Source organism: Streptomyces sp. NPDC015661 (assembly GCF_043077765.1).
GTDB lineage: Bacteria > Actinomycetota > Actinomycetes > Streptomycetales > Streptomycetaceae > Streptomyces.
This window is the reverse complement of record NZ_JBIBST010000018.1, coordinates 84,301-103,852: the sequence shown is the minus strand read 5'-3', so window position 1 is coordinate 103,852 and position 19,552 is coordinate 84,301. Positions and strand designations below refer to the sequence as shown.

Here is a 19,552-nt window from a genome sequence, read left to right as displayed (position 1 = left end):
TCCCGGGATCAGGCGGCCGGCTTGCCGGGCTGGTCGTGGGTCGAGCAGTGGATGCCACCGCCGCCGGACGCGATCGTGTCGATCGGGATCTGCACGATCTCCCGCTTGGGGAAGTGGTCCTGGAGGATGCCGCGCGCGCGGTCGTCGGCCTTCCGGTCGCCGAACTTCGGCATGAACACGGAGTCGTTCGCGACGTAGAAGTTGGCGTACGTCGACACGAAGTCGTCGCCCCCGCCGGTGATCCTGTCGAGGTCCGGCTGCGGAAGGTCGATGATCTCGAAGCGCCGGCCGCGGGCGTCGGTGGCCCTGCTCAGCACCGAGCGGGCCTGGTCGGCCGAGCGGGACCAGGAGTCCGGGGGAGTGCCGGGGAAGGCCTGGTCGAGCAGGACCACGCCGGGCGCGGTGAACCGTACGAGGCTGTCCACGTGCGCGTCGGTGATGTCCTCGCCGCGGACGCCGGCCAGCCAGACCACCTTCTCCACGCCGAGGGTCTCGATCAGCTCGTCCTCGATCCGGTCCCGGTTCTTCCCGCGGTTGCGGTTGTTGTTGACGATCGAGCTCTCGGTGATGAGGAGGGTGCCCTCGCCGTCGGTCTCGAAGGAGCCGCCCTCGGCGGTGAGCGGCGCCTGCTCGCGGGGGACGCCGTACTTGGCGAGGAGCTTGCGGCCGACCCGGGCGTCGTTGGTGTGCGTCTGCTTGTTGCCCCAGCCGTTGAAGTTGAAGTCGATGCCGGCGAGCTCGCCGTCGTCCTCCACGAAGACCGGGACGATGTCGCGGGCCCACAGGTCGTCGACGGCCGTCGGGACGACCTCGACCTGCGAGCCGCAGGCCCGCTGGGCCGCCGCCTGCTGGTCCGGGCGGGCCATCATCACGACGGCCTCGTACTCCGAGACGGCCCGGGCGATGCGGGCGATGTCCTCCCGTACGGAGGGGAGGTCGTCCTCCCAGACGGAGGCGAGGGCGGGCCAGGACATGAACGTCCGGGTGTGGCTCTCCCATTCGGCGCCGAAGCGGCGCACGCCGTCCGCGGCGGGGGAGGCCGGGGTACGGCTCGTGCCGGGGGCGTCACCGCCCTGCGCGGCCTCCTCGGGACCGCAGGCGGCGGCGCCGAGGGCGAGGGCGCCGCCCATTCCGGCGAAGGCCCGCAGGGCGGTGCGGCGGGAGGGGGAACGGTGGGACACGGTGTGCTCCGATCGGGGTGGCCGTCGACGCCACTCTGACACTGACCGGATTTTCAGTCAAATGGCCGCCATGGGGGAGCGTGCCCGGGTCGCGCGCCCGGCGCACGAGCGGCCGGCGTGCTTGATGCCGCTTTGGTCCGTCTTTTCGTGGCGATCCACCCTGCTCATGTTGACTGAAACTTTGGTCAACGGCACGATCGTGCCCATGTCCTCCACGTACCCTCCCGGGCCGCGGCCGGCCCACGCGCCGCCCGCGCCCGGCGACCCCCGAGAGATCGGCGGCTACCGGATCCAGGCCCGGCTCGGCGCCGGCGGCATGGGCGTCGTCTATCTCGCCCACACCCCGGGCGGGCGGCCCATCGCCCTCAAGGCGGTGCGCGAGGACTTCGCCGCCGACCCCGAGTTCCGGCGGCGCTTCGCCCAGGAGGTCGCCAGCGCGAGCCGCATCCACGGCCTCTTCACCGCGCAGGTGGTGGACCACGGAGCCGACGACCCCGTCCCCTGGCTCGCCACCGCCTACGTCCCCGGCCCCTCCCTCCAGCAGGTCGTCGAGCGCCACGGACCGCTCCCCGTCCGTACGGTGCTGCTCCTCGTCGCCGGGATCGCGGAGGCCCTCCAGGCCATCCACGGCGCGGGCGTCGTCCACCGCGACCTCAAGCCGGCCAACGTCCTGATCGCCGAGGACGGCCCCCGCGTCATCGACTTCGGCATCGCGCGGGCGGCCGACGCCACCGGGCTCACCGGCACGGGCCTCACGATCGGCACCGCCGCCTACATGGCACCCGAGCAGGCCCTCGGCCTCGCCGTGACGTCCGCGACCGACGTCTTCGCCCTGGGCGCGCTCGCCGCGTACGTGGCCGGGGGAGCGCTGCCGTTCGGCGCCGGGCCCGAGTCGGCCGCGCTGTACCGCGTCGTCCACGAGCCCGCCGACCTCTCCCACGTCCCCGTCGAGCTGCACGCCCTCCTGGAACGCTGCCTCGCCAAGCGGCCCGAGCACCGCCCCGTCCCGGCCGAACTGATCGCCGCCGTGCACGCGCACCCGGCCGTCGGCCCCGCCCCGGAGTTCACCGAGGGCTGGCTGCCGGGCGCGGTACGGCGGGAGCTGCCGGGCGGGGCCGGCCGGGGAGCGCAGGATCCCACCGGTACGCCGCCGCCCTCGCTCCACGACCGCCCCACCCACGCCGCCCCGACCGTCCCCGCGCCCACGCGGCGGGTGGCCGAGCCCCGACCCGGGGGCGGCCGCGCCCCCGGCGAGCCCCCGGCGCGCCGGTCGCGCCGCCGTCGCGGGCGCACGCCCCTGATCGCGGGCGCCGCCACCGTCGGCCTGCTCGCGGCGGCGGCCGGGGCCGTGTACTCCTTCGGCGGGACCGGGGCACCCTCGTTCACGCCGGAGTACGCCGACGTCGAGCTGACCGCCCCCGACGACGCGTACGAGTTCGACCTCGCCACCGGGAAGGTCGTCCCCGCCGAGACCGCCGACTGGTACCTGACCCGCGAGAAGGGGGCCTTCGCGCTGCCCGAGGAGGCCGACGCCTTCGTCGCCTCCGGATACGTGCTGAGCCCCGAGGACTGCGAGCGCGGCATCGAGACGGAACCCGTCACGAGCCTCCCCCTCGACGACCTCGGCGACGAACGGCCCTTCTGCGTCCGCAGCCCCGACGCCCGGCACCTCGTCATCGCCAGGCTCGTCGAAGGGACGCAGGGCGAGGGCCCGGTCACGGTGGTCCTGAGCCAGTACCGGAAGGACGGCTGAGCCGCGGGCGGCCGGAGGGGGCATCGTCGATCACTCCGCCCGCCGCTCCGGATAGGGTTCATGGCATGGCGTCTCGTAGTACTCAGATCCTTGAAGCGGCCGCCCGGGTGATCGCCCGGCGCGGGGTCCGCGGGCTCCGCGTGGAGGAACTGGCCGCCGAGGCCGGGGTCTCCACCGGCCTGATCTACTACCACTTCAAGGACCGCACCGGAATCCTGCGCCACACGCTGGAGTTCATCAACGACCGCGCCGAGAGGTACACCACCGAGCGGGACCCCGACGCCGAGCCGCTCGGCCCGCGCGAGGAGCTCGACCAGGTCCTCCTCCTGGAGCTCCAGGACACCCCGGAGGTACGGGAGAACAGCTCGGCCTGGGGCGAGCTGCGGGCGAGCGCCGTCTTCGACCCCGTCCTGCGCGAGGACCTCGCCCGCGCGACCCTCGTGTGGGTGCAGGAGGTGGCCGGGCTCCTGGGCCGGGAGAAGCCCATGGCGCCCGCCGTCATGCTCACCGCGGCGGCGGAGCGGCTCACCGCCCTCCTCGAAGGCCTGAGCATGCGCTGGCTGAGCGGCGGCCTGACGATCGACCACGCGCGCACCCTCATGCGGGAGGCCGTCGACGTGGAGCTGACCCGGCTGGCCGGGCCCTCCGGGGAGCCCGGCCCTCGTCCGTAGACGTCCCGGCTCAGCCGACGTGGACGCGCGGGCGGAGGTCCCGGTCGGCTTCCGCTTCCCGCAGGACCTCACGGGTGACCGGGGCGACCTCGCCCTGGCCCAGGAGGAAGAAGCGGAGGAAGTTGGCGAAGGGGTTGCCCTCGGTCCACTCGAAGTAGATGTGCGGGCGGACCCCGGTGAGGTCCCGCGCGTGAAGCAGGAGGGCGGCCAGCGCGTTGGGGATGGAGGAGGACTCGACGGTGAGGACGCGGTAGCGGTCGTGCATGACCTCGCCGCGTACGGTCAGGCCCGCCTCGAACTCGGAGGGGTCGGTGACGGTCACCTCGATGAAGACGAAGTCCTCGGTGGTCGGCAGATCGTTGTCGGCGCGGATCTGCTCGATCTTGTCGCGGTACTCGGCGATGTCCCGGTTGTCCGGCTCGTTCGCGATGAAGCGGGGCGTGCGGCGTGAGATGTCCTGGATGAACCGCTCGGCCATGTCGTCCAGCTCGATGTGCGTGACGCGCAGCTCGAAGGCGCGGCCCAGCCGCGAGAGGAGCGAGATGAGGATGATGCCGGCGATGAAGCAGGCACCGATCTTCACGCCGTCGGGGCGCTCGATGACGTTGACGACGGTGGTGTAGAGGAAGACCACCGAGATCACGCCGAAGCCGATGGTCCAGCCCTTCTGCTCGGCCTTGCGGGCGGCGATCGTCACCGCGATGGCGGCCGAGCAGATCAGGACGAGGACACCGGTGGCGTACGCGCCGCCCTGGGCGTCGACGTCGGCGTCGAAGATCCACGTCACCAGGAAGGCGACCAGGGTGAAGACGATGACCATCGGGCGCACGGCGCGGGCCCAGTGCGGCGCCATGCCGTACTTGGGCAGGTAGCGGGGCATCAGGTTGAGCAGACCCGCCATGGCGGAGGCGCCGGCGAACCACAGGATGGCGATGGTGGAGATGTCGTAGATCGTGCCGAAGGTGTTGCCCAGGTATTCGTGCGCGAGGTAGGCGAGGGCACGGCCGTTGGCCTGGCCGCCGGACTCGAACTCCTGCTCGGGGATGAGGACGGTGGTGATGAAGCTGGTGAAGATCAGGAAGACGCTCATGATCAGCGCGGCCGTGGTCAGCAGCTTCTTGGTGTCCCGGATACGGCCGGCGGGCTTCTCCTCGGTGTCTCCCGGGTCGCCCTGGACGTGCGGCATGACGGCGACGCCGGTCTCGAAGCCGGAGAGGCCGAGCGCGAGCTTCGGGAAGACGAGCAGGGCGACGCCGATCATGGCGAAGACGTTTCCGTGCTCGGCGGTCAGGGCGGCCGTCCAGTCGGTGACCACGTGGCCCTCGGTGATGACGTGCCACAGGCCGCTGATGACGACGACCACGTTCAGGCCGAGGTAGACGCCGACGAGGACGACGGCGACGCCGATGGCCTCCAGGAAGCCCTTGAGGAACACCGCGCCGAGCAGGGCGATCAGCACGAGCGTGATGATCATCTGCTTGTTGTGCAGCGCCGACTCGAGGTGGGGGTTCTCGACGAGGTGGGTGGAGGCGTCGGCGGCCGACAGGGTGATGGTGATGAGGAAGTCGGTCGCGGCGAAGCCGAGGAGGGTGAGGACGAAGAGCTTGCCCTTCCAGAAGGAAAGCAGCCGCGACAGCATCGCGATCGAGCCCTCGCCGCGGGGACTCTCCTCCGCGACCCGCCGGTAGACGGGCAGGGCGCCGGCGAGGGTGACGATCACCAGGACGATCGTCGCGACGGGCGAGAGCAGGCCCGCGGCGAGGGCCGCGATGCCGGGCTGGTACCCGAGGGTCGAGAAGTAGTCGACACCGGTCAGGCACATCACCCGCCACCAGCGCTGGCCCTTGTGACCGGCGTCCGGGGCGGTCTCCTTGGGCCGTGAGGGCTTGCCCTTCCCCATGTCGGAGAGGCCCTCCAGCATCCACGCGCGCAATCGTCCGGAGCGGGCGTCCTTGGTGGTGGCCATCGGGTGTCCCTGAGGTGGTGTCGGGCGGCGACTCGGCGGTCGACCTTGCTGTCGATTTTCGGCCATCAGATCGATGGCCGGGCAAGCCTAAACAGACCGCAAGCCGCCGACCGGGGGTTACGCGTCAGGGAAGCGTCAAGATCCCCCTGTCGGACGTCGTACTTGTCACACCGGTGGTCTTCGGGACCTCAGCGGCTGCCGAAGGCCTGTGTCCAGTAGGGGCCGCCGGAGGTGTGGAGCCCGACGCCGATCTCCTTGAAGCCGCAGTTGAGGATGTTCGCCCGGTGACCGGGGCTGTTCATCCAGGACTCCATCACCTGCGCCGCGGTGGTCTGGCCCTTCGCGATGTTCTCGCCGTAGGACGACCACGCGTATCCGGCGGCCGTGATGCGCTCGCCGGGGCCGTCGCCGTCGGGGTTGGTGTGGTCGAAGAAGTCCCGCGCGGCCATGTCGTCGGAGTGCCCCTGGGCGGCCTTGGTCAGCAGGGGGTGCTCGGTCAGCGGCCCGCAGCCGGCCTTGGCCCGTTCCTCGTTCACCAGGCTGATCACCTGCTGCTCGGTGGAACCGGATTCGGATCCGGATCCGGAGGTCGGCGGGGTGGTGCGGGTGGGGGCGGGCGCGGACGTGGCCGTACGCGTCGGGCGGGGCGGCGGCGAGGTGCGGGATGCGGACGGGCTGGGGCGCGAGGGCTTGGGGGTCGCGTGAGGGGTCTTCGACGCCGTGGCCGACGGGGAAGGGGTGGCCGTGGCCGTCGCGGTCGCGCTCGGCTCCTGCGCGGAGGGCGGACCCGCCTCGGCGGTCGCGGCGAGGGTGGTGTCCCGGGCTTCCGTCCCCTCGTCGGGGCCGGTGGTCAGGGTGAAGGCGCCGCCGGCGACCGCCACCACGGCTATGCCCGCCGCGACGACGAGACGCCTGCGGCCGCGCTGCCGCTGCTGCCGGCGCCGGCGACGGGCGGCGCGGGAGGAGCGGGGGCCGCGGCCGGGGGATCCCGCGCCCGGCCCGGAGACCGGGACGCCGGCCTGAGGGGCGGCGGACGGATCGCCGCCCCGGCCGTCGAGCGGGCCGGCCGCGGCGACGGTGTCGAAACCGGTGCCGAAACCGGCCCGTTCACGGACGCCCGCGAGCAGCAGCGCGGCCGGCGGCACGAGGAGCAGTCCGGCGAGCAGCCCCTCCGCCGGTACGAGCCCGCTCCAGAGGCCGGCACAGTACGCGCACGCGCGCGCGTGCCGGGATATGCGCTTGCGCCAGAGGGCGGACGGCCGGCCGTCCCAGGCATCGGTCTCGTACCGCAGCGTGGCGCAGGGCGGGTTCTGCGACAGGGCCCGTACGACGACCCGCGCGCCCTCGAGGCGGTCCTTCATCCGCTGGACCCGCACCGCGGTGTGCTGCGGGGACAGCTGGAGGGCGGCGGCCACCTCGTGGCGGCTCAGCTCGCCGGCGCATTCCAGCCACCACAGGGAGAGCAGCTCCCGGTCCTCCGGTTCCAGCCAGCGGGTCGCCTCCGCGGTCTCGCGCCGCTGGCCGGAGAGGTTCAGCCGGACCACGGCCAGCTCGACGAAATCGGACCCGGGCTGCGCGATCTCGCGGGCGTCGTCGAGGCCGCCCGAGGGAAGCCCGGTCCGCTGCTGCCGCTGCCAGTGGCTGCGGACGCCGTTCATGGTGATGGCGACCAGCCAGGACCTGAAGCTGTCCGGGGAGCGCAGCTCGCCGAGTCCGGCGAGCGCCCGCAGCATCGTCTCCTGCACGACGTCGTCGACGTCGTGGTGACCGTTCATCGCCCGGCCCACGATGTTGTAGACCAGGGGCAGGTGGAGCGCGATGAGCCGGTCCTGCGCCCCAGGGTCTCCGCTCTGTGCCGCCCTGACCAGTTCCGTACCGTGCTGTGCGCCCATGCTCCGAATCACCCTGCCTGTTCCCGCTGTCGTCGACGGCCAACGAAAGGGAGATCGCGAGGAGGCGGCCCGATAACGGAAACCCGCGGAGCGATTCCGGAAGATCGACCTTCCGTACGGCAGGCCAGGAGTATGGCCGGGTCTTCGTGGCTTCTGCCAGTACAAGGTTCCGCCGCGGTCCGGCAAGACTGCCAGGGCATGACGATCACCAGGCACATGACCGAGCACTGGGGAGGACCGCGCGATGAGCGTGCAGCAGTACGACGAGATCGGTGAGGCGTTCGAGGGATTCAAGTCCCTGCCGCTGACGCAGTACGGGGAGGTGCCCAGCTTCCTGGGCCTGGTCGGTGACGTACGGGGCAAGTCGGTCCTCGACCTCGCCTCCGGCACCGGTTTCTACAGCAGGGAGTTCAAGCGGCGGGGCGCCTCCGATGTGCTCGGCATCGACATCTCGGGCGAGATGGTCGCCGCGGCGCGGGCCTTCGAGGAGAGCGATCCGCTGGGGGTGCGCTACGAGGTGGGGGACGTGTCCGAGCTGCGCGCCCTCGACCGGCGCTACGACATCGCGCTGGGGGTCCAGCTGCTCAACTACGCGCCGGACATCGCCGCCATGGAGCGGATGTGCCGCCATGTGCACCGCAGCCTCGAGCCCGGTGCCGAGTTCTTCGTGCTCGCGCAGAAGCCGGACTACCGCTTCGACGGGCCGTCCCTGGCCAAGTACGGCTTCCTCTGCGAGGCGACCGGCGAGGAGATCGAGACGGGACCGCGCGTCCGGATCACGGCGCTGCTCGACCCGCCGGTCTCGTTCGTCGGCGCCTGCCCGCGCCGCGAGGTGTACGAGGGATCCCTGCGCGCTGCCGGCTTCGGCGACCTGACCTGGGTCCCGCTGGAGATCTCCGAGGCGGGCCTCCGCGAGTTCGGCGCGGAGTTCTGGGCGGACTGTCTCGCCAACCCGCCGTTCGAACTGCTGCGCTGCCGCGCCTGACGAGGCCCTCGAACGGCCCGCGCGCGGATGCCCTCCGGGCCGGGTACGGGCAGGCTGGTGTTCCGGACCGGGCGCGCGCCTCGCGGGCGCCGCCCGGCAGGGAGACACGGCCGAGGGCGCAGGGCAGGGGAGGACGGCATGACAGGGTCAGGTCCCGAACGAAGCCCCGCCGCGCGACTCCTCGCGCGTCTGGCCCTGCTCGCGGTGCTCGGCTCGCTGGTCGTCCTCCTGCTCGCGCTGGGCGACGGCGGCCTCGTGGTGGTGGGGGCGGGCTTCCTCGGCCTGGTGCTCTGCGCCGCCGGCGTCTGGTGGTTCGTCGCGCACCGAGGCGCCGTACGTCTCGTCGGGGCGCTCCTGGCGATCGCCGCACCCGTCGGCGTGCTGGTCCTCTTCGCGCACGACGGGCTGTGGGTGACGGCGCTGACCCTGTGCCTGTGCTGGGCCGCGGCGCTGGCCTGCGCGCGGGCGGCGCTGCGCAGATCGCGCCCGAAGCCGTCGATGCGGGCGGTCGCGGCCGCGCCCCCGAAGAACCCGGTCCTGATCATGAACCCGAAGTCCGGGGGCGGGAAGGTCGGCCGCTTCCACCTGGTCGAGCGCGCGGAGGAACTCGGGGCGCGGGTGATCCTGCTCGACCCGTCCGCCCCGGCGGATGTCGCCGAGCTGGCCCGCGGGGCGGTGACCGAGGGCGCGGACCTCCTCGGCGTCGCGGGCGGCGACGGCACCCAGGCCCTGGTCGCGGCGGTCGCGGCCGAGCACGACCTGCCGTTCCTCGTGATCTCCGCCGGCACCCGCAACCACCTCGCCATGGACCTGGGCCTCGACCGCTCCGACCCGTCCCGCTGCCTCGACGCCCTGACCGACGGCGAGGAACTCCGGATCGACCTGGGCGACGTCGAAGGCCGGGCCTTCGTCAACACGGTGTCCTTCGGTGTCTACGCCGACGTCGTCCAGCACCCCGAGTACCGCGACGCCAAGGCGGGCACCGCGCTCACCCTCATGCCGGACCTGCTGCTCGGCGACGGCGTCAGCCGGCTCGACGCACGCGTCGACGACACCACCCTCTCCGCCCAACAGGCCCTGCTGATCAGCAACAACCCCTATGTCTCGCCCGACGAGCTGACCGGCGGCGGCCGACGGCCCACCCTCGACGACGGCGAGCTGGGGGTCGTCGGCATCCGGGTGGAGGACGCGGCCCAGGCCGCCGACCTGGCCGTACGGGGCTCGCAGTCCACGGGCCTCACCGTCCTGACCGCCCAACGCGTCGAAGTGACCGCCGCGACGGACGACATCCCCGTGGCCGTGGACGGCGAGGCCCTGCGCATGCCCACCCCGGTCGTCTGCACGCTCCGCGCCGGCGTCCTGCGGGTCCGCGTCCCCCGCGACCGCCCGGGCGTCCCCGTGCCCGTACCGCCCGTGCGATGGCGCAGCATCTTCGACCTGGCGTTCGGCCGCCGGGCCTGAGGAAGGGCGTGAGCCGCGACGGCCGGGAGCGCGTCACACTCCGGGCAGGGGCCGCTGGTTCCAGCCCGCGACCACCGGAAGACCGTGCTCCGTCGACAGCCGGCCGACCGTCGCCGTCCTCAGCAGGAACAGCCTCCCCCCGGACGCCGGCAGGCCCAGATACCGGGAGGTGAGGACCCGCAGCAGATGCGCGTGCGCCACCAGCACGCCGTCCTCCGCGGTGCTCGCCAGCAGGGGCGCGACCCGCGCCAGGGCCCGGTCGGCCCGCCGCCCCACGTCCTCGGCCGACTCACCCGGCCGCCCGTCGTGATGCGGGGGCACCCCGTCCCGCCACAGCGACCAGTCCGGCCGGGCCTCGTGGATCCGGGCCGTGGTCAGCCCCTCGTACCCGCCGTAGTCCCACTCGCAGAGGTCCTCGTCCGTCTCCGCGCCCCACAGACCGGCCAGCTCGGCCGTTTCCCGGGCCCGCAGCAGCGGACTCGTGCGGACGAAGGCGAAGGACCGGCCGGCGAAGAACGGCGCGAGCGTCCGCGCCTCGGCCTCGCCGTCCGGAGTGAGCGGCAGATCCGTACGGCCGGTGTGCCGCCCGGAGGCGCTCCACTCCGTCTCGCCGTGGCGGATCAGGAGGAGGTCACCCATGGCCCGCTGCTCCTTCCGCTCCCGACCGGGCCTTCTTCTTAACACCGTTCACGCCCTCCCGCCCGCCCGCGCCGACCGGGATCCGACCCGGAACCGGCCAGGGGCCGACCCGGCCGTTCGCTGTAATGGAGAAGGAAGGGGCGAGGCTTGTCGGCGTGGTGCGGGTGGTGCGATCCTTCCGCCATGCGAGTGCCCTCTCCGCCTCTGGAACACGGATCGGTCCTCGCGGAGGTGAGGCAGGTGAGGAGAGCGGGCCTCGTCCGGCTGCGCGAGCTGCATCTGCCCGAACTCTCCCGCCTGGCCCAGGACGTGTCCGGGAACCCGGCCGGGGGCGGGGGTGCCGTCGCCGCCGTCGAGCGCCTGTTACGGACCGCGGTCGCCCGGATCGGCGGCGGGAGTCTCCAGACGGCCGCCGAGTACAGCCTCGGCCTGGCCCAGGGCACCCGCGACTGGCCGGCCTCCGAGCGCCGCCGCCGGGCGGCCCAGGTCTACGGCGTCAGCGTGGAGCGCTTCCGCAAACACCACGAGCTGATGGTGCTCGGCCAGATCGCGGAACAGGTCGTCGTCCTCCACGGCCGTCGTCCGGGCGAACCCGGCCACCAGGGCGAACGGCCCGGGGCAGCGGGCCCCCTGGCGCCCGTGCACCGCTCCCTCCGGCTGCGCCTCCCCGGGCGGGCCGAGCCGGTGACCGTGCGGATCCACGTCCACTCGGTCGACCTGCTGCGCGACGTGGACGTCGTCCTGTCGCCCTCCAACACGCACTTCGTCCTGCCGCCCTCCTACAAGTCCTCCGTGTCCGCCACGCTCAGGCGCGCCGGAGCGCGCCTCGACCAGGCCGGGGGAGTCATCGAGGACCACCTGGACGACGAGCTGCGGGCGTGGGGCCGCCGCCAGGGGATCGCGGGCCGGGCGGCGCTCCCGGGCACCGTCGCGACGACCTCGGCGGGTGTCCTCGCCGAGCAGGGCCTGCGGCGCGTCTACCACGTGGCCGTCGCCCAGCCCCGGCCCGGCACCAACGACTACGACGTCCAGCCGGCCGACATCACGCGCGGCGTGGCCCGGGCCCTCACGCTGCTCGCCGAGGAGTCCGCCCGGCACACGCCGCCGCTCAGCTCCGTCTGCCTGCCGTTGCTGGGCGCCGGCCGCGGCGGCCTCACACCGCTGGAGAGCTTCGGCGCGCTCTGGCCGGCCGTCGAGGCGGAACTCGTCCGCGGGCGCCCCTGGCAGGTCCACTTCGTCGTACGCGCCCACGCCCGCGCCGACCTCATCGAGCGTCTCCTCGCGCCACTCGCCGACCCGAGCCCCGACCCGAGCCCCGAGCCGAGCCCCGAGCCGAGCCCCGAGCCGAGCCCCGAGCCGAGCCCCGAGCCGGGACCCGAGCCGAGCCTCGAGCAGGGACCCGAGCAGGGACCCGAGCAGGGACCCGAGCAGGGACCCGAGGCGGCGTCCGACCCGTTGACCGACCCGATCACCGACGACCGGGGGACACCATGAATCCGTACGCCGTACTCGCCGCCGCCGCGGCCCGCTGGGAACGGGTCGCCGACGGCCTCGACGGACCGCGGCGCGAGCGCCTCGCGGAACACCTCGCCACCGTGCGGCGGGCCACGGACGAGCAGGGCCGGGCGACGGCGGCTCAGGCCGCGGTCCACGTGCTCAGGGAAGGCCTGCCGGACGAGTTCGGCACCGAGGGCGAGGCCCGGTGGGCGGCCGACGTGCTCGACGACGCCTACCTGGGATTCCACGCCGAGGACCTGGCGGTCCTGCTGCTCGACGGACACCGCATGGTCGGCCCCGTCCTCGGACCCGTACGCGAACGGCTGCTCGCCGCCCCCGCCCTCAACGCCGACACCGTGCTGCGCCGCGGCGGCGACCCGTACGCACGCGAGCTGATCAGGCTGCGCGGCGCGGGCGGTGTCCTGCGCCTGCCCAGGTTCCAGTTCTCCGAGGGTACGCTCCCCTGGATGGCCGTCCTGGAGGTCAACCGGCTCCTGGAGGCCGACCGCGACCCCTGGGGGGCCGCGGACTGGTGGCTGTCGGCGAACGCCTGGCTCGGCGCCGCGCCCGCCGAACTCCTGGGCGGACCGATGGAGCACCAACTGGCCGACCTGGCAGGCTTCCTGATGGAGGGTGAGTAGTGCCCCACTACCGACCGCCGGCCGAGATGACCGGAGCCCCGGGCAAGGTCACCCTGGCGCGCGGGACCGTGCTCTACCGCGTCCACGCGGCGCACCGGGACGCCGCCGCCTTCAACCCGCGCCCCTCGCACTGCCTCTACGGCGGCGGGCGGTTCGACGGCACGGCCTGTGATCCGTACGCCTATCTGTACGTCGGGCTCAGCGCCGAGGCGGCGATCTGCGAGACGCTGCTCCGCTCCCTGCCCTTCGACCCGGACGGCAAGCCCCGGCTGCTGCCCCGGGTGAGCGTGGCCCGCCGGAAGCTGTCACCGCTCCGGCTCGCCACCGACGTGGACGTCGTCCCCCTCGTGTCGGCGCGCGATCTGGCGGCCGTGCACCAGGACAGCTGGCTGGTGCACACCGAGGCCCGGGACTACGCGTACACGCGGGACTGGGCGCACTGGATCCGGCGCCACACCGGCCCCTGGGCACAGGGCCTCATCTGGTCCTCGAAGAGGGAACCGGCCGACCGGACCGTCGTGCTGTTCGGGGACCGCTGCCCGCCCGGGGCCGTACGGAGCGAACCGGAGAAGGCGGTCGACTTCGGCACGGCCGACGGCGAGGAGTGGCTCGACTCCGTGCTCCAGCCGTACCACGTGAGGCTCTCGGCCTGACCATGGACGCACGGACGGACCCCCTGGACGAGGAGCTGCGCGCCGAGCGGGAGGAGCTGCTCGACAGCCTCTCCCGCCTGCCGTCAGAGGCCCCCGAGGCCACCGAACTCTGCGCCCGCGTGGGCGAGATCAGCTCCGTGCTGTTCGCGCGCTCGGACCTGGCCGAGGACCTGGAGCTGGGCGCGCAGGCCTTCGAGCTCGCCTTCCGGGCGCCCGGTGACGACGAGGCGTGGGCGGCCCGGCGCATCAAGTACGCCTACGTGTGCGCCTGCCGGCACGACCGGGAGGACACCCCCGATCTCCTGGACCGGACCCTGGACCTGGCCAGGGAGGGACTGGCGGGGTTCCCCGAGGAACACCCGGACTACGAGGAGCAGTTGGCGGTCGCGGGCCCGCTTCTCGCGTACGGCTCGAAACAGCGCGTGATGCGGCTTCCGGAGCAGTGCGACGCCGCCGAGCGCGGCAGACTGATCGCCGAGTCCCTGGAGTACCACTACCAGCTGCTGCCCCTGATGGAACCGGGCACCGCGGCGGAGGTCGACCTGCGCGAAGGCCTGGGCTATCTGCACTTCCTGCGCGCCTCGGGAGCCGGTGGGGACCCCGACGACGCCGTCTCCGCGGCCGGCCACTACCGGGCGTGCCTCGACGCGGCGCTGCCCTCCTCCGACCTGCCGCTGCTCCGGCACAGCATCGGCCTGGCGACGATGACCCAGGGGTGCGCGACCCGGGACCGGAAGGCGCTGGAGGAGGCCAGGAACGAGCTGGGAGCCGCTCTTCAGGAGGCCCGGCTCGCCGGCCCCGAACCCTCCTGGGCGTGGGACTCGGAGATCCGCTGCGCCTACATCCGCACCTTCGTCTGGGCCAACTGGAAGGACCACGCCCAGGGCGCCGCGGCGGAAGCGGACCTGAACCGGCTGCTCACCGCACCGGACGCGCTCGAACGGCTCACGCCGCACTATCTCGACGCCTTCGGGCGCCTGTTGTTCGAGCGCGCCGGCCTGCGCGGGGACGGCCCGGAGAAGGACCGCGCCATCGCCATGGTCCGGCGGGCCGTCGACCACTGGCGGCCCGCCAGGGACGGCAAGGTCACCGTGACCGCCTTCCTCCTCGCGGCCTATCAGCAGGGCCGCTACCGGGAGGAGGCGGGGATCGAGCGCCTGCACGAGGTCCTCCGGATGACCGACCTGGTCCTGGAGGACGACGAACTCGCCGAGGACTACCGCAACATGACCCAACTGGTCGGCGGATGGGCGCTGTTGATGCTGGAGCAGCGGCACGGAATCCGGCCCGAGTCCCTCGACCGCCGCCCGTCCGGCCTGAGCACGCAGGAACTAGACCGGTCGATCCACGCGTTGTTCGACGACCTGAAGCAGGGCCGCACGTTCGCGGACTTCAGCGAGAGCGACGACGAGTTCCCCGGCCTCCTGGAAGCCACGGCGAACCCCTCGTGGCTCAAGGAGGCCTTCCAGGGCGAGTACACGCGCTGGCTCGCGATGGAACCCGGGCACCAGCGTGCCGAGTTCGCCCTTGCCCTGCTGACGGTCGTGCCCATGTACGACGCGCACGCCACGCACGTCACCACGGCCCAGAAGGATGCGCTGATCGCCTGCGTCCTGAACACCGAGGGCGACGAGACGTGGCAGTGGCGGGCGCACGCCTGCGTCGCCCAGGTGCGGCTCTGGGAGGAGCTGAACGGCCTGGGATCGGGCACGGACGACGTGATGCACCACCTCGCGCGGGCGCGGGACGCCGCCGGGCCGGAGCACGACGTGGGGGCCGCCCTCGACCTCGGCGGGATCATGGCCACCCATCACCGGGGCCAGGCCGCGGGTGCCGCGGACGACATGGAAGCGGCGCAGGAGGCCATGCGCCGCATGGCCGGGGACCCACGCCTCTCCCCGTACCAGCGACGCATGATCGCCGCCCAGGTCGCCGGCAGCAGCGGCCACCGGGCGCTGCAGGCGGGCGATCTCGGTGCGGTGGACAGCCATCTGGCCACGATGACCGAGACGTACGCCGATCTCCGCGACGACGATCCCTCCGGCATCGAACTGTGGACCTCGATCGAGGCCCTCCGGATGGGCCGCGACGAACTCGCCCGCGACATCGGCGCCCCCGCGGCACCGCCCCTGACGGGCCGCCCCACCGCCTACCGGCTGCGCACGGAGGCGCGCCGCCTGCCCCGCGACCACCGGGCCTGGGTCCTCGGGGACAACGGCATCGCCCGCTGCGTGAGGGCGATGCACACCCGGGACGCCGCCGGCCTGGAGGAGGGCCTGGGCCTGGCACGGGAGGCGCACGCCATGGTCGACGAGGGGACGGAGAGCCGACTGCGGTACGGCGCCTTCCTGGGCGCGGCCCTGTGCGCCGTCGCCTCGATGCAGCCCGGCCCGGTGCTCCGCTCGCGCCATCTCGCCGAGGGGATCGTCTTCCTGGAGACCGCGTTCCGCGCCCTGGGCGGTCCCGAGCACCCCCAGTACGCGTCCGTGTCGCTCTCCCTCGCCCGCGCCTACCGCACGCGCGGCGCACTGGGTCGCGACGACCGCGCGAACGGGCGGCGCATCGGGCTCGACGCGCTGCGCGGCCACGCCTGGGCCGCGCTGCTCCAGTCCGGCACCGACCACGCCGCCGTGGCGGCGGAGAAGGCCACCTCGACCGCCCTCGAAGTGGCGGCCTGGTGCCTCAAGGACAACGCCCTGGAGGACGCGGTCCACGCCCTCGACTCCTGCCGCGGACTCGTCCTGCACGCCGCGGTCACCTCACGCCAGGTGCCCGAGCGACTCGTCGCCGCGGGCCATCAGGACCTGGCCGACGCATGGCGCGCCGGAGGGAACACCGCGGATCCCGCCCTGGATCCGCTGGCGGCGCTGCGCGCGCCGCAGTCCATCCCCAGTCCGCTGCGCCGCCGTGTGCTCGCCGCCCTGACCGGAGCGGACGGAGTGCACGACCGGCTGCTCGACCCGCCGGCCGTCCACGAGATCGGGACGGCCCTGCGTTCGCTGCGCAAGGACGCCCTGATCTATCTGATGCCGGCCTCCGACGAACACGGCGGCACCGCCGTGGTCGTCACCAACGGCGGCGACGTCCACACCGTGCCGCTGCCGCGACTCAGTGAGGACGCGGCCCCTCTCCGGGACTTCCTGCCCGAACGCGGCGCGGGCCGGGAGGATCCCGAGGCCGCGGAACCCCCGGCCGGCGCGGGCCGCTACATGGGACCCGTGCCGGGCGGCAGCCACGCCGCCCGGCGGCGCGCCGTCCCCCTGCGCGAGCAGCTCGACCGCTTGTGCGGCTGGGCCTGGTACGCGGCCGTGCGGCCGCTCTTCGACACCTTCGCCACCCCCGGCGGCCGCCCGCCGCGCCTCGTCCTCGTTCCCATGGGCCCGCTCGGGCTCGTCCCCTGGCACGCGGCGTGGGCGGACGGCGCGGACGGGCGTCGGTACGCCCTCCAGGAGGCGGAGATCTCGTACGCGGCGTCGGCGCGGTTGCTCTGCGAAGTCGCCTCCCGCACAGCGGTGCCCCACACCGGAGGCGGTGCGCTCGTCGTCGGCAACCCCACCGGCGACCTGCCCTACGCGGGCGAGGAGGCCGATGCCGTGCAGCGGGCCTTCTACCCCGCGGGCACCTTCCTCGGGCGCCGGGCCGGCGGCACCGCCGACGGTCCCGGCACCCCCGACGAGGTGCTGTCGTGGCTGGCGGAGTCCGCGACGGACGAGGGCGGGGTGCTGCATCTCGCCTGCCACGCGGCGATCGCGCGCGACGCACGCCGTACCGCCCATCTGTCGCTCCACGGGGGCGATCTGGCCGCCGAGGAGCTGACCGAGGCGATCGGCGGAGGAGGCGGACGGCTCGGTCTCGTCGTGCTCGCGGCCTGCCGCAGCAGCGTCTCGGGCCGCGGGCACAACGAGGCCTACAGTCTCGCCACCGCCTTTCTGGTGGCCGGGGCCCGCTCGGTGGTCGGCTCGCTCTGGCCGGTGCCCGACGACGCGACCTCGCTGCTCATGTTCCTCACCCACCACTATCTGCGGACGGAGGGGGAACCGCCGGCGAAGGCGCTGCGCCGGGCCCAGCTGTGGATGCTGGACCCGGCGCGGGAGCTGCCCGAGGCACTGCCCCCGCTGCTCGCGGAGCGGGCCCGGAGCGTCGACCCGGACGATCTGAGCGCATGGGCCGGCTTCACCCACCTGGGGCAGTAGGCGACGCGGCGACGGGCGGAACCACCGTGCGCAGTGCCACGGTGCGCGCCGTCCACCGACCGCGCGGCGCGGAGACGCGCCGCATCAGGCGGGACCCGGTCAGGGAGGGGTCCCAGGCGTCCAACTCGTACGGAAGTACATTCAGTTCACTCTCGGAGACGATCAGTTTGAGCCAATCCCGGGCACTCGCCCCGGGGACGGCGGGCCGGTCCGGCGCCAGGCAGAGCTGTACGGGCTCGCCGTCCAGGGCATGGCCGGTGCGGCCGGGTCCGATGAAGTGTCCGGGGAAGAGCTGGGTGTGGCTGGCGTAATCGGTGGTCAGATCGATCAGTACGCACCACAGCGCCCGGTCGGCCGAGCGGTTGCGCAACCGGATGGAGACGCGCGGCTCCGGACTCCCGCCCCAGGCGTCGGAGCCGTAGGAACAGACGATCTCACCGGAGGCGTCGGGCGTCAGCACCTCGTCGGGCGCTTCCCAGGGGGCGATCTCCACCCGTACGAGCCCGTCGAGCGCCGAAGGCCCCGGCGCGAGGTCGCGGATCAGATGCCACCGCGTCAGATGGCTGAGGCAGGCGGCCACCCGCTCCGCGCCGTCGGGCCCCCGCAACGGCAACGGGTCGGTGAACGGGGTGCCGTCCCGGCGCAGCACGTGGGCGAGGCCACCTTCCAGGTGCACCCGGAAGTGCAGGTCGCCCGCCTGCCGGGGGTCGTCGAGCACCCGCAGCGTCGGAACCAAGGCGATCTCCGTCCGTACCGCGTCGAGCAGCCCCGACGCGGGCTCCGCCGCCGTGCACCGGACGGTGGCCGGCGGCTGCGGAACGGCGGAGAGCGCGACCGGATAGACACGGCTCGTCGAGGGCGTCCAGCCCACCGGGTCGACGAGCGTGCGCGCGGACTGCACGGCCCGCGCCCGGAGCGACGGGGCGGGCCCGGTCTCCGGTGCCTGGGACGGGAGTACGGTGAACTCGGTGGCCTCCGGATCCGTGCCGTCGGCCAGACCGTGGGCGGCCCCGCAGTCCACCTCCCAGCCCAGCGCCCCGAAGCGCAGCAGATGGGGGCTCCTCGGCCGGCCGACGGCCCCGCCGAGGAACGGCGCGTCGGCGAGCGATCCGGGCCGCGCCGGGTACAGCACCGGCTGCTGACGGCCGCCGGAGCGCTGCAGACGGGCATCGGCGGCGGACAGCAGCTCCCGGTACGTCGCCCCCTCCCCGGCATCGTGGACCGCGCCCAGCAGGGCGTACGTGAAGGCGCCGTGGCGGCGCCCCGCGTAGTCGTCCTCGTACGAGTACTGGTCGAGGCGCGCCGCCGCCAGCAGCACATGGTGCGGCGGGCCCCACCCCGGGCCGGGCGAGGCCGCCCGGGTCGCGGCCGACGGGAGCCCTTCCCCCGCCCCGTCGGTCAGGTCCCACGAGGGGGCCGGCGCGACATAGCGGACGCGCTCGTCCGCTCGTGTCGCGCCGCCCGAGAAGCAGCAGTCCAGCACGGCCGCCACATGCGCGCCCCGCGACGCCACGCCGTCGAGGAGTCTCCCGAGGCGCTTGTCGAGGAGCGGCCCGTCGACACAGACCAGGGCCTGGTTCCGGCCCGTCGCCTCGATCCGGAGATGCGCCTCCGCCCGGGCGAGGGACTGCGTGCCGTGCCCGGAGAACCACAGCAGCGCGGTGTCCTCGGCACCCGCCCGGCCGAGATGCCCCCGCACGGCGTCCTCGACCGCAGCGCGCGTGGCCTCGTCGTTCAGCAGCGTCCGGATGAAGACGTCCCCCGCGCCGCGTTCTTCGAGTAGGCGCCGCGCCTCGGAGATGTCGTTGAGACAGCCGCGCAGCGGCGGGGCCGTCTCCGGCGGATAGTCGTCGATTCCGACAAGGAGCGCGTAGATCGAACCCATGCGGGAGAGTCTCGCAGGAGCGTGCGAGCGAAAGGGCCCCCCTGACGGCCGGAAACTGGTCGTTTTCTGGGTGCGACCTGGCCGACACAGACACAATGTGCCTTTCGCAGAGCACTATTGATGTGATGTCAGCCA

Annotated in this window: 14 protein-coding genes; 8 read left to right on the top strand and 6 right to left on the bottom strand. The window is 73.5% G+C overall.

Annotated features, from left to right (window positions below):
- Window positions 1-8: 8 nt before the first annotated feature.
- Window positions 9-1,181 carry an agmatine/peptidylarginine deiminase gene (locus tag ACF07V_RS35650; protein ID WP_392159844.1) on the bottom strand — a complete coding sequence of 391 codons (1,173 nt, stop codon included), beginning with the start codon at window positions 1,179-1,181 and terminating at the stop codon, window positions 9-11.
- Between the two features lie 57 nt (window positions 1,182-1,238).
- Entirely contained in the window at window positions 1,239-1,388 is a 150-nt protein-coding gene (locus ACF07V_RS35645) for a hypothetical protein (RefSeq protein ID WP_392159842.1), read from the bottom strand.
- On the opposite strand from ACF07V_RS35645, the gene ACF07V_RS35640 reads away from it, so the two are divergent.
- Both ACF07V_RS35640 and ACF07V_RS35635 read left to right on the top strand, forming a co-directional pair.
- Entirely contained in the window at window positions 1,387-2,934 is a 1,548-nt protein-coding gene (locus tag ACF07V_RS35640) for a serine/threonine-protein kinase (RefSeq protein WP_392159840.1), read from the top strand. The two genes, ACF07V_RS35645 and ACF07V_RS35640, sit on opposite strands and share 2 nt — an antisense overlap.
- A gap of 65 nt (window positions 2,935-2,999) precedes the next feature.
- The gene (locus ACF07V_RS35635) at window positions 3,000-3,605 is read left to right on the top strand and encodes a TetR/AcrR family transcriptional regulator (RefSeq protein WP_392159838.1); all 606 of its coding nucleotides are present in this window, start codon (window positions 3,000-3,002) and stop codon (window positions 3,603-3,605) included.
- Window positions 3,606-3,615: 10 nt separating this feature from the next.
- On the opposite strand, the gene ACF07V_RS35630 is transcribed toward ACF07V_RS35635, so the two are convergent.
- Both ACF07V_RS35630 and ACF07V_RS35625 read right to left on the bottom strand, forming a co-directional pair.
- Window positions 3,616-5,571, bottom strand: coding sequence for an APC family permease (locus ACF07V_RS35630; protein WP_392159836.1), 1,956 nt, complete (start codon window positions 5,569-5,571; stop codon window positions 3,616-3,618).
- 188 nt (window positions 5,572-5,759) lie between these two features.
- Window positions 5,760-7,463: a sigma-70 family RNA polymerase sigma factor gene (locus tag ACF07V_RS35625; RefSeq protein ID WP_392159834.1), complete on the bottom strand. Its 1,704-nt coding sequence runs from the start codon at window positions 7,461-7,463 to the stop codon at window positions 5,760-5,762.
- Between the two features lie 244 nt (window positions 7,464-7,707).
- Between ACF07V_RS35625 and ACF07V_RS35620 the strand changes: the two genes are divergently transcribed.
- Both ACF07V_RS35620 and ACF07V_RS35615 read left to right on the top strand, forming a co-directional pair.
- On the top strand, window positions 7,708-8,448 hold the full coding sequence (locus ACF07V_RS35620) for a class I SAM-dependent methyltransferase (RefSeq protein WP_392159832.1): 741 nt from the start codon (window positions 7,708-7,710) through the stop codon (window positions 8,446-8,448).
- 138 nt (window positions 8,449-8,586) lie between these two features.
- Window positions 8,587-9,909 (top strand): diacylglycerol/lipid kinase family protein, encoded by a 1,323-nt coding sequence (locus ACF07V_RS35615; protein ID WP_392159830.1) that lies wholly within the window; start codon window positions 8,587-8,589, stop codon window positions 9,907-9,909.
- A gap of 33 nt (window positions 9,910-9,942) precedes the next feature.
- On the opposite strand, the gene ACF07V_RS35610 is transcribed toward ACF07V_RS35615, so the two are convergent.
- Window positions 9,943-10,548: a histidine phosphatase family protein gene (locus ACF07V_RS35610; RefSeq protein WP_392159829.1), complete on the bottom strand. Its 606-nt coding sequence runs from the start codon at window positions 10,546-10,548 to the stop codon at window positions 9,943-9,945.
- Between the two features lie 240 nt (window positions 10,549-10,788).
- Between ACF07V_RS35610 and ACF07V_RS35605 the strand changes: the two genes are divergently transcribed.
- From ACF07V_RS35605 to ACF07V_RS35590, 4 genes are read left to right on the top strand one after another with little or no spacing between them, the layout of a single operon-like run.
- Window positions 10,789-12,042: a hypothetical protein gene (locus ACF07V_RS35605; protein WP_392159827.1), complete on the top strand. Its 1,254-nt coding sequence runs from the start codon at window positions 10,789-10,791 to the stop codon at window positions 12,040-12,042.
- Window positions 12,039-12,686: a hypothetical protein gene (locus tag ACF07V_RS35600; protein ID WP_392159825.1), complete on the top strand. Its 648-nt coding sequence runs from the start codon at window positions 12,039-12,041 to the stop codon at window positions 12,684-12,686. The genes ACF07V_RS35605 and ACF07V_RS35600 overlap by 4 nt, the downstream gene beginning before the upstream one ends.
- Window positions 12,686-13,339, top strand: coding sequence for an RES family NAD+ phosphorylase (locus ACF07V_RS35595; RefSeq protein WP_392159824.1), 654 nt, complete (start codon window positions 12,686-12,688; stop codon window positions 13,337-13,339). The genes ACF07V_RS35600 and ACF07V_RS35595 overlap by 1 nt, the downstream gene beginning before the upstream one ends.
- A 2-nt stretch (window positions 13,340-13,341) precedes the next feature.
- On the top strand, window positions 13,342-17,532 hold the full coding sequence (locus ACF07V_RS35590) for a CHAT domain-containing protein (protein WP_392159822.1): 4,191 nt from the start codon (window positions 13,342-13,344) through the stop codon (window positions 17,530-17,532).
- Here the strand turns inward: ACF07V_RS35590 and ACF07V_RS35585 are convergent.
- Window positions 17,513-19,417, bottom strand: a complete 1,905-nt coding sequence (locus tag ACF07V_RS35585) for a caspase domain-containing protein (protein ID WP_392159820.1) — start codon at window positions 19,415-19,417, stop codon at window positions 17,513-17,515. The two genes, ACF07V_RS35590 and ACF07V_RS35585, sit on opposite strands and share 20 nt — an antisense overlap.
- Window positions 19,418-19,552: the final 135 nt, after the last annotated feature.

Excerpts from the sequence above, each read along its gene's own strand:
- ACF07V_RS35625 (WP_392159834.1), bottom strand. The coding sequence starts at position 7,463 with ATGGGCGCACAGCACGGTACGGAACTGGTCAGGGCGGCACAGAGCGGA.
- ACF07V_RS35600 (WP_392159825.1), top strand. The coding sequence starts at position 12,039 with ATGAATCCGTACGCCGTACTCGCCGCCGCCGCGGCCCGCTGGGAACGG.
- ACF07V_RS35615 (WP_392159830.1), top strand. The coding sequence starts at position 8,587 with ATGACAGGGTCAGGTCCCGAACGAAGCCCCGCCGCGCGACTCCTCGCG.
- ACF07V_RS35640 (WP_392159840.1), top strand. The coding sequence starts at position 1,387 with ATGTCCTCCACGTACCCTCCCGGGCCGCGGCCGGCCCACGCGCCGCCC.
- ACF07V_RS35585 (WP_392159820.1), bottom strand. The coding sequence starts at position 19,417 with ATGGGTTCGATCTACGCGCTCCTTGTCGGAATCGACGACTATCCGCCG.
- ACF07V_RS35635 (WP_392159838.1), top strand. The coding sequence starts at position 3,000 with ATGGCGTCTCGTAGTACTCAGATCCTTGAAGCGGCCGCCCGGGTGATC.
- ACF07V_RS35610 (WP_392159829.1), bottom strand. The coding sequence starts at position 10,548 with ATGGGTGACCTCCTCCTGATCCGCCACGGCGAGACGGAGTGGAGCGCC.
- ACF07V_RS35620 (WP_392159832.1), top strand. The coding sequence starts at position 7,708 with ATGAGCGTGCAGCAGTACGACGAGATCGGTGAGGCGTTCGAGGGATTC.
- ACF07V_RS35645 (WP_392159842.1), bottom strand. The coding sequence starts at position 1,388 with ATGGGCACGATCGTGCCGTTGACCAAAGTTTCAGTCAACATGAGCAGG.
- ACF07V_RS35590 (WP_392159822.1), top strand. The coding sequence starts at position 13,342 with ATGGACGCACGGACGGACCCCCTGGACGAGGAGCTGCGCGCCGAGCGG.
- ACF07V_RS35630 (WP_392159836.1), bottom strand. The coding sequence starts at position 5,571 with ATGGCCACCACCAAGGACGCCCGCTCCGGACGATTGCGCGCGTGGATG.